At 25.9% G+C, this 10,624-nt stretch carries 8 protein-coding genes and 1 pseudogene; 2 read left to right on the top strand and 7 right to left on the bottom strand.

The window, feature by feature from the left end:
* Positions 1-64 precede the first annotated feature (64 nt).
* Positions 65-3,253, top strand: coding sequence for a DEAD/DEAH box helicase (locus tag KGF52_RS18615; RefSeq protein WP_227841218.1), 3,189 nt, complete (start codon positions 65-67; stop codon positions 3,251-3,253).
* A gap of 148 nt (positions 3,254-3,401) precedes the next feature.
* Here the strand turns inward: KGF52_RS18615 and KGF52_RS18610 are convergent, their stop codons facing one another.
* Both KGF52_RS18610 and KGF52_RS18605 read right to left on the bottom strand, forming a co-directional pair.
* A complete protein-coding gene (locus KGF52_RS18610) occupies positions 3,402-3,962 on the bottom strand; it encodes a chromate transporter (RefSeq protein WP_227841217.1) in 561 nt (186 codons plus the stop codon).
* Positions 3,959-4,531, bottom strand: a complete 573-nt coding sequence (locus KGF52_RS18605; protein WP_227841216.1) for a chromate transporter — start codon at positions 4,529-4,531, stop codon at positions 3,959-3,961. The genes KGF52_RS18610 and KGF52_RS18605 overlap by 4 nt, the downstream gene beginning before the upstream one ends.
* Before the next feature lie 113 nt (positions 4,532-4,644).
* Here KGF52_RS18605 and KGF52_RS18600 point away from each other — a divergent pair, with 113 nt between their 5' ends.
* Positions 4,645-5,502 carry a LysR family transcriptional regulator gene (locus tag KGF52_RS18600; RefSeq protein ID WP_227841215.1) on the top strand — a complete coding sequence of 286 codons (858 nt, stop codon included), beginning with the start codon at positions 4,645-4,647 and terminating at the stop codon, positions 5,500-5,502.
* 130 nt (positions 5,503-5,632) lie between these two features.
* Here the strand turns inward: KGF52_RS18600 and KGF52_RS18595 are convergent, their stop codons facing one another.
* The 5 genes and pseudogenes from KGF52_RS18595 to KGF52_RS18575 form a co-directional block, all read right to left on the bottom strand.
* Positions 5,633-6,397 (bottom strand): alpha/beta fold hydrolase, encoded by a 765-nt coding sequence (locus tag KGF52_RS18595; RefSeq protein WP_227829547.1) that lies wholly within the window; start codon positions 6,395-6,397, stop codon positions 5,633-5,635.
* Positions 6,398-6,551: 154 nt separating this feature from the next.
* A complete protein-coding gene (locus tag KGF52_RS18590; protein ID WP_227841214.1) occupies positions 6,552-7,247 on the bottom strand; it encodes a DinB family protein in 696 nt (231 codons plus the stop codon).
* A gap of 42 nt (positions 7,248-7,289) precedes the next feature.
* Entirely contained in the window at positions 7,290-8,783 is a 1,494-nt protein-coding gene (locus KGF52_RS18585) for a DEAD/DEAH box helicase (protein ID WP_227841213.1), read from the bottom strand.
* A 350-nt stretch (positions 8,784-9,133) separates the two neighbouring features.
* Positions 9,134-9,676 (bottom strand): N-acetylmuramoyl-L-alanine amidase, encoded by a 543-nt coding sequence (locus KGF52_RS18580; protein WP_227829550.1) that lies wholly within the window; start codon positions 9,674-9,676, stop codon positions 9,134-9,136.
* A gap of 472 nt (positions 9,677-10,148) precedes the next feature.
* Positions 10,149-10,624, bottom strand: a pseudogene (locus KGF52_RS18575) (hypothetical protein); the annotation flags it as partial.

Genomic DNA, 10,624 nt, shown 5'->3' with positions numbered 1-10,624 from the left:
GTATTTAGAGTGTAAATTGAATAGATTTAGATTATAATATATACAGTGAGGTAAGGTGAATAAGATGAAAATAGATATGATATATAAATTAATCAAAAGAAATACAGAACCATCAAGATGGTCAAGAGGTATAAAATACTATAATAATCAATTAGTTGATTATATAGACATTGATATTGATGACTTACAAAATAACTTGCTAACATTTCGTGGTGGAGTCAATTCTGAGGATAATTATAGCTTTTATTTTAATTCAATAACAATAGATATAAAACACTTTAAAATAATTGAAAGTGACTGTAGCTGTGTTGATTGTCAATCAAATATTACAAATCGAAGCATCTTTATATGTAAACATCTAGTTGCTATCGTGATAAAAAGCCTAAAGCAAATAAAAAGTAAAAATGACATTCCTCCTGTTCTAATAGACATATTAGATGAGGATAAAGATAAACTTTCTAAGACTGATTCTAAAGTCAGCTTGGATTTAAGTAAACAACTACTTTCTTTTTTTAATGATACTAAAAAAGAAAGAGTCAATTTAGATGTATTATTAAGCATTGATTCAAATAAAGCAATTGCTGAGTTTAAAATTGGAATCAATAAAATGTATGTTTTAAAAAATATTACTGAATTTGCATATTCAAAACTTAATGGATATGAATTAGAGTTTGGAAAAAAATTTATTTATAATCCTAATATCCATTATTTTGCTGATGAAGATGAGCAGTTGATAGATATGATAGAAGAATATGGAACAAATCTTTCATATAATTTTTCTTCATCATATTCAAAAAAGTTCATGGAAATAAATATGAGTTCTCTGAAACAATTTTTGAATGCTCTTAAATACAAGGATTTTACTCTTATTTTTTCTAAAGAAGAATATCATCCAAAAGTATTAAGTGATATTTTACCAATAAAATTTAATTTTAAAAATATAGAAGATAAAATTGTCTTATCTTCCAAAGACTTACTACCTGTTCCACTTACTAGAAAGAATGATGTACTTTTATATGACAATAATATCTACTTATTGTCTCATAAAAAGGCTCGCGATTATTCAAAAATCTATCAAGTATTATCAAAATCTAAAGAATTAAAATTTGATAAAGAAGACTCTAAAGATGTTTTAGGTCTATTAGTTCCTAAATTAAAGTCAATATCCAAAGAAGTTTATTTGGATGAAAACATAAAAAATAATATCGCAAACGATTTTGAAACAGAGTTTTACTTTGATATAATTGATGGCAATGTATGTTGCGACATAAAGTATATCTATGATGATGAAGATGGTAAAAAATTTATACTTCCTAACATACAAAAAGAGGCTAAAATTGAAAATAAAATGCTTTCTTCACAATTTGTAAAAGAAAATAACAGATATACATTTAAAGGAACTGACTATGACCTATTTACATTTTTAGATTTACAGTTAGAACCTTTAAAGGAATTTGGAGATATCTATTATTCTGAGAAGTTTAAATTGAAGAAAATATATAATTCTTCATCAATTCAAGCTTCAATTAATCAAACTAATCAAAATTATCTAGAATTTAATTTTAATATATCTGATATAAATCCAAAAGAGTACAAAGATATTCTAAAAGCTCTCCAAGAAAAACGTACTTTTTATAAACTAAAAGATGGAAGTTTTATAGACTTATCAGAAAAAGAAACTAAAGACTTTTTTGAACTGGTTGAAAATTTGGATGTAATTGATAAATCAAAAGATAATAAAATTCATAATAATAAAGCTCTGTATATAAATGAAATGATAAAAGGTAAAAACTTAAAATTTATAAATGGTGAAAAAGAATTAGAAAATACATGTGAAAAATTTAGAAATTTTAATGTTATAAGTCCAGAAATTCCAAGTAATTTAAAAGCAAATCTACGTGACTACCAAATAAATGGTTTTAATTGGTTTAAAGTTTTAGATTTTTATAAATTTGGTGGTATATTAGCTGATGAAATGGGACTTGGAAAAACAATACAAACTATTACATTTTTATTATCTGTGTCCAGTAAAAAAAGTATTATTGTTACGCCAACATCACTTATTTATAATTGGAAAAATGAATTTGAAAAATTTGCTCCAGATATAAAAGTTCTATTGATACATGGAAATAAAAAAGATAGAGAAAAGTGTTTTAGAAAAATAAACGATTTTAATGTAGTCCTTACAACATATGGTACTCTCAGAAATGACTTAGAAAGATATAGTGAAATAGTTTTTGATTATTGTGTAATAGATGAGGCTCAAAACATTAAAAATCCAGTGGCTTTAGTAACAGAAGCTGTAAAAAATATAAATGCCAAAAATAAATTTGCACTTACTGGTACACCTATGGAAAACAATTTATTAGAGTTATGGTCTATATTTGATTTTATAATGCCTGGATATTTATATAGTAGAGGAAAATTTCAAGAGTTATTTATAAATAAAGAAGATAATGTTGAAAATTTAAAAAGACTAATAAAACCTTTTATTCTTAGAAGAAGTAAAAAAGAAGTAATGAAAGAACTGCCAGATAAGATTGAGAAAAACTTTTTTGTTGAATTAAATAAGGAGCAGAAAAAAATATATAGTGTATATGCAAAAGATATACAAGATAAAATGAAAGATAAGAATCTTAAGAAAGATAAAATAGTTATTTTCTCTTATTTAACTAAACTAAGACAACTTTGTTTGGACCCAAGTATAGTGGTAAAAGATTATAATAAAAAAAGTTCAAAAATAGAAACGTGTCTAGAAATACTTAGAGATAGTATAAATGAAAATCACAAGATATTATTATTTTCGCAATTTACATCTGTCCTTAAAAACATAGGTAAGGAACTTGATAAGTGTAAAATTGCATATCACTATATAGATGGTAAAACTAGTGCTAAAGAAAGGCTTGAACTTGTAGATGAATTTAATAAGAGTACTGACAAAAAAGTTTTTTTAATATCTTTAAAGGCAGGTGGGACAGGATTAAATCTTACAACTGCTGATATTGTAATCCACTTTGACCCATGGTGGAATCCATCAGTAGAAAATCAAGCTAGTGACAGAGCTCATAGATTTGGTCAAAAAAATGTAGTACAAGTTATAAAGTTAATTGCTAAAGGTACCATAGAAGAAAAGATAATAAAATTACAAGAAAGTAAAAAAGAGCTTATAAATCAATTTATAAATGGAGAGCTTTCTAATGAAGGTGTATTAAGAAGTTTATCTGATAATGAGATAATGGACTTGTTTAATTGAAAGTGAGATATATGGCAAGTAAAAATAAAATACTACTATGTTATTTATAATTGATAAACAGGAGTTTCCTAAAATATAGGAGACTCCATAATATCTTAAACTTTTCACATTATATGTAAACCTTTCTTTACCTATATATTGACCTTCTTTACAAATATACAATTAATCCAAACAATCCAGATAATACCATCATAAGTATAGGTCCAATCTTATATTTTCGTAAACAATACAGTGAACAACAAAATAAAATAACAGCTACAATATCTATATTTTTGAAAATATTGGTAGTATAATAATTTGAAGAACCAAAAAATGTCAACAATATAATTGTAAATCCTGCTGAGATGATTAATCCTAAAGATGATGCTTTTAGTCCATTTAAAATTTCAAAAACAAATTTCGAATTCCTATATTTCTTAAAAAATTCATATAAAAATATAGAAATAATTATTCCTGATATTATACATCCAACTGTTGCTGATATAGCACCCTCAATTCCTGCCACTTGCATACCAACAAAGGTAGAAGTATTAACAGCTAATGGGCCAGGAGTCATTTGAGAAATTGTGATAATATCAGTAAAAACCTTTTGTGTTATCCATCCTTGCTTAAAAACTACCTGTTCCTGTATAAGTGGAATAATAGCATAACCACCACCTATACTAAACATTCCTATTTTCAAAAATGTAAAGAATAAATTTATAATCATATACTCCCCTCCTTTTTTCGAAGTTGAATATATATAGCAAACAAAGAAATCAAACAACTTAAAAGTAATACGAGTATTACATTAATTTTAAAAAAAGTACAAGCAATAAATGAAAATGGTACTAATAGATTTAATAACATTGATTTCTCATTAAGAATCATTTTATACATATCTATAGTCAAATCTACAATCAATGCAGCAACACATGCTTGCATACCTTTTAAGATTGCAATTATATAAATATTTGAAGAAAACGCAACATACCACCTTGAAACAAGACCTAAAATTACTATAGGAGGTATAATTGAACAAATACAACTGATAATTACTCCTATAAATCCAGCTGTTCTTTTACCTGCTAAAATGCTTAAGTTAATTGCAATTGCTCCAGGTGAAGATTGAGCAATCGTAGCCATTTCCATAAGCTCTGATTCACTAAATATTTTTTTATCCATAACATAGTACTTTTTTATCATGGGAACAACAACATATCCTCCACCAAAAGTAAAGGCACTTATAAATAAATTTATATAGCAAAGCCATAAATACAATTTAATATTTTTTCTCATAATATTCCTTTCTATGTGCACATGGACATATTATAAATGTTGTACTGCTATTTGTAAAATGATAAAATATTGTTGCAGACATGAATTTAATTCATGAGTAAAGGAGTCTGATTATGAATTTTAAACATTGCATTATTTTTAGAGAAGTTGCAAAAGTAGAAAATTTTACTAAAGCTGCAAATAATTTATTTATTACACAATCAGCAGTTTCTCATGCAATAAGAGAACTTGAGAATGAAGCTGAAACCAAATTATTTGAGCGATTACATAAAAGTGTTAAATTAACAAAAACTGGAGAACTTCTTTTACAAGAAATTTTACCAATACTTGAAAATCTAGAAAATGTTGAATCAAGGATTAAAAACTTAGAGTATGAAACTCCCATACATATTGCTTCTTGTATTACGTTTGCTCAAATATGGCTTCCTCAGTTAATAAGGAAATTTCAAGAAATATCTCCAAATACTAAGATTAACGTTGAAGTCCATAGTGCATTAAAAGCATTAAAATTATTGAAACAAGGAAAGGTTGATATAGCTTTTATTGAAGGGAAAATCATACAAGGCTCATTAGAAATAAGGAAATTTTCTTCTTATGAATTATGCATTGTATCTTCACCAAGTTATTGTAGTACTGCCGAATTAAGTTTATCTCAACTATTGGGTATGGATTTACTATTACGAGAAAGAGGAAGTGCTGTACGCGAAACTTTTGAATCAGCTGCAACCTTGCAAGGTTACAAAGTACATGCAAGCTGGGAAAGTGTAGATTCACAATCCCTAATAGAAGCTACTAAAAATAGTTTAGGTGTTTCAATTCTTCCTAAAATTCTAGTTGAGCAAGAAATAGAAAAAGGAAACCTTATGCAGATATTCATTCCTGATTTTAAACTTTTTAATGATATTACTGTAGTAATAAATAAAAATAAGTATAAATCTGCCTCATTAGAAAAGCTATGTCAATTGATTTAGCATTTAAAAGGATACTTGATAAATTCTCTATGAAATAATCAAGTATCCTTTTTATAGGCAATATTTATTACTTTTTATAAGTCTCTTTTCCAATGTTTGTTACACATTCTTATGTACAAAGATTTTTAAATTACTTCTTTAAAAATTCTTTAGCTATTTTTGAGAAATCAAGACCATTTGATAAAATTGCAGGATGTCCACCTTTATTAAACACATGTATTTTCCCATTTTTAATCTTTTTAAGAAGTGAAGAAAATGTATTTTCATAAAAATCAAAAGACACTAAAGATACAAATTCATCTTCTTTACTTCCTGTTAAAAGCACATCTGGTTGCATAGTTTCTAGGGGCTTATGAAAAAATTTACCTATAGTTTTATAATGTTCAAAAATAGCTTCTGTATCATTATCTACTACTTGCTCCCAATTTTCGCCTTGATTGTAAATATAAAAAGCTTTTGCATCATCATCTTGCTTTGATGCTTCACGCTCTAATTTTACATTTTGCACAAATGACTCTAGAGGAACCTCTCCTTCAAAACTATCTGCAATTACCTTATTCACTAAATCAGGTCTTTCAAGTGCAACATTTAATGCAACAAGAGCTCCTCCACTACTACCAATTATATTTACTTTTTTATAGTTCATCTTTTCTAAAAAACATATAACTTGCATAGCTTCATCAAACCATAAATCGACAGAAAACTTATCAACCATTTGAGATTTGCCATGACCCACAAAATCAATTAATATTACTTTATATTCATCTTTATAAAAATCTATTATATTCTCAAACATCTTAGAAGAAGCTGTATTTCCATGTAAAAAAAGTAATGGCGTACCATCTCCAACTTCATTATAGTAGCACTGTTTGTTATTATAGTTAAAATATGCCATATATTTCCCCCCTTTAATATTTCTATAAATATATATTTACAACTTACATTTAAAATAACTATTGTCATAAACACTTAAAAATAGTATAGCTTAGAGTATAGCTAAAATCAATAATACCTTTAGTTGATTTGTTATTTACTTAATTTATTGTAATTTAACTTCTGTAAAGTTTCTTTTTTGTACGAAAATGTTCTTTCCATTTGCAACAATCATTCAAGTGAAGTATAACATGTCGAGTAGGAGGCATAAGCAAAATGCCAGCAATATCTTTATTCCCCCAAAAGTCCAGCAACCAAATAGAATCTCCATGCTTTGTTACTCCACCAGTTACCAAAATCCTTTCTAAATCAATTGGAGAAACCTTTCGCTTCATATCTTCAGATTTCAACTTCTTAACAACCTCTCTTGTGTTTTTTGCAACTTCATTTCGATAGCAAAGCAATTCATCAATATTGATACTTTTACTTAAATTCATAATTTCATTATCAGAGAGAGTATTTCCTGTATCTGTAATGAAAACATTCAATCTCTCTTTCCATTGTTCATTAAAAATTTGTTCTTTTTGGGCAACCAGTACATTTACTGTTAAATCTTCAATCCTTGCAATATGCCACAAAACCCACGCAATAGTTTCGTCCTTACTTGTTGGCATAATAGCATATTCATTTCTGTTTAAGTCATAAATAAGCTTGTCCACTTCATTTTTTTCTGTATTTGATATTTCTGAGAGATGTAATTTTGAATGAATTTCCAAAAATAGTGCTTTCGCCTGTTCTATTTTTTCTTCTTTACGTATGATTTTATTTAATTCTTTGTGTACTTCACTTAACCCATTTCCAAAATATTTCATAATAATACCTCTTAATCAAATTCTTTTTTCTATTACACTGAATTATCGTATATCTCTTTTCACCTTAACCATTTTTTTCTTTATAGGTATCTCCTTATATTTTTTTAATATTAAATCTCCCTTGTGATTTAATATATCTATATATGAACATAAATCTTTAACTTCGATTACACCTATATCATCATTAGTAATACCTTTTATATTGCTAAATGCTCCAACTATATCTAAGACCCTTATTTTCTTCTTTTTACCAGCATTTAAATATAATCTAACAACTTCATTTTCTAGATTTGGTTTTATACATTTACTTTTGTGTGGATTTTTATCCATTTTTTTTCTTTTCGATACTTCTTTCAAAATTTCTTTTGAATATTCTTCAAATAAAACTTTACCCTGTATAATACTACTTTGTTCTATATTAGTTAACTCATTTATTTTATATCCTACATATGTTTCTATATTCTCTATATATTTTTCATCCTTTTCATCTACTATAGTAATAGCTTTTCCACTATTTCCTTTTCTCCCAGTCCTACCTATTCTATGTATATAGTTTTCCTTATCTTGTGGTACATCATAATTTATCACTAAAGAAATATCATCAATATGTATTCCTCTAGATGCTACATCACTACTAACTAATACATTAAACTTTATATTTTTAAAATCCTTAATCACAAATATTCTTTTTTCTTGGGATAAATCTGCATGTAACTCTCTTACCAAAAAACCTTCTTTACTCATTTTGTTATATAATTTAGATACTTTTTCTTTAGTATTACAAAATATTATTACACTTCTTGGATTTTCACTGTATATTAATTCTTTTAAAACTATATACTTATTTCTTTCCTTTGACTTGATTATTTTGTCATCTATTTGTCTTAATCCTTCATTAGTATTACTTTCATTTCCTTCTACATTTATAATACTATAATCTGGCATATATTTTTCACATATATATTCTATCTCTTCACCTATCGTAGCTGAAAAAAGACCTAACGTTCTCTCTTTCGGTATATTGGTTAATATTGTTTCCATTTGTTCAAGAAAACCTTTGTTAAACATTTTATCAGCTTCATCTATTATTAAATACTTCATTTTTTCTAAATTAATAGTACCTCTATTTATATGGTCAATTATTCTACCTGGAGTAGCTACAACGATATGAACCCTTTGTTTTAACTCAGTTATTTGTTCTTTTATAGATTGTCTACCAAATATAGCACTACATCTCACCTTCTTTAACCTTCCTATATCTGATATTTCATCTTTTACCTGTAGTGCTAATTCTCTCGTTGGTACTACTATAAGTGCTTGAATATTATTATACTCTATATCAATATTTTCACATATAGGTATTGCAAAACTTGCTGTTTTCCCACTTCCTGTTTTTGATTTTACTGCTATATTTTTATTATTTAACAATTCTGGAATAACCTCTATTTGTACCTTAGAAGGCACATTATATTCTAAATTTTTTAATGACTTAAGTATCTTTTTATCTAATTTAAAACTTTCGAATGTATATTTCATATGTTACCACCTTACTATATTTATTTTCATCTTATCAATTATATTTTTCTCCATTCTATTATTATAATGTAAGATGTCAATATTTTTATAGTTTTTATTATCCTACATATATAGATTTTCGCAACAAAAAATTATAAACTAGTCCTTAAATCAAAATAAAATCTTACAAAAAAATACCCCTTATTAACATTGATAAATCAATATTTTCAAGGGGTATTTTTTTAGATAATTTAATCGACTTAAATAGACTGAATTAGTATACTTTTTAGGTTTAATCTATATTTCTAGACATTGTTTCAATTTATATCTAAGATTAAAAGGTATTAATCAATACCTAAATTACCATAATCTCACATACCTATATCTTTATTCAAAATACCTTCTGTTATTAATCGTGCTATATAGTCATAACCTGCTTCATTGGCTTTATTACAATCATCCATATTATCACAGAAAAAACTTTCAATTTGTATTGCAACTGGATTGGTGTTTCTCAATATATATAAATTTTCTCTTTTTTTAGCTCCTCTATTTTCAAATAGTTCCCCAAGTTTATTAGATACTCTTTTAGCATATTCTAATCCTTCATTACCATAATAAAGTACTTCTGCACCAAAGCTTTTTCCATCACTTTTATTTAAATGTAGCTCTACTAGTAAATCATATTTGCCACTATTTATTTTTGGAACTCTATAAAAAAACTCTTCCTTTTCTGCTACAAAATGTCTTTCTGGACAAATTATTACATCTACTGCATTACCTTGACTTATAAGCATCTCTGCTAGCATAGGAGCTAATTTTTTATTATAACTATACTCATCAACTATTGCATTTACACCTGTACTTTTTCCACCTTTTAGTATACTATGACCTACTGTTATGCATATTTTCATTTACTTTTTGTCACCTTCTTTTAAAGCTAAAATTTATATAATAGTAATATGATTTTAAAGTTATTACTAGTAATAATATATTAATTGAAGATGGCAAAAGTTCTCATAACTTATCATTTTTTTAACATATTTGTCTTATTTTAGCGTAAATCTAGATGCTTAATTTTATTTATTACAGATATATTGTAAGCTAAAAGTTCCTCAAGAATCACAAATTTCTTATCTCTAACTTTGCTAACACTTTTATTCTTAAACTATATAATTGTCATTATAATATTAGAATAAATTGTTTGGTAAGAGGTGATTATTAAGGATTTATAATCGATTTATAAGTCATAAATACTTGATAATTGATTTTTTATAATTGATACCGTTTTAACATAATTATCACCTTATATCTAATCTATAATAATATTTGTATACATTAAACTATATAGTTACTTTAGTAATTTTAAATTTTATGTACAACTAATTAATAGTATAATAGAAGTGATGTATTTATAAATAATTCGCCATTATTCAGTTCATTTATTGATACATGTTCAGTTTTTATATTTATACTTTTTACATCTTCATAAACTATTCCAACAGGTGAACAAATAGAGCAAGAGAAACCAAAAGTTTTAGTTACTTTTTTAATTTTGTTAGTACTAATATTAATTTGATTTTTGTAATTTTTTATATTTTCATTAGCCATTTTTATATTACTTCTATAGTCCTTATCTTCTTGAGTGTCATCAATATTATCTGATTTATTTACTGCTTTAAATCTACTATGATTTCTACAACTATAATCCATTTCAAACTCTATACTTCCAACAATTATTAAATTACATAGTTTTAAATTTTTTTCTTTATTTATAGGATTTTTTATAAGTTTTACATCGAGTATTTTGCTATTTGTATCCACTTTTAATATATCTTTTAGATTTTTAGGTGCTTTTAAAG

This window comes from Clostridioides sp. ZZV15-6597 (assembly GCF_020657815.1).
Lineage (GTDB): Bacteria > Bacillota > Clostridia > Peptostreptococcales > Peptostreptococcaceae > Clostridioides.
Note: the sequence above shows the minus strand (reverse complement) of the source record. Positions and strands in the feature narration are given on the sequence as shown.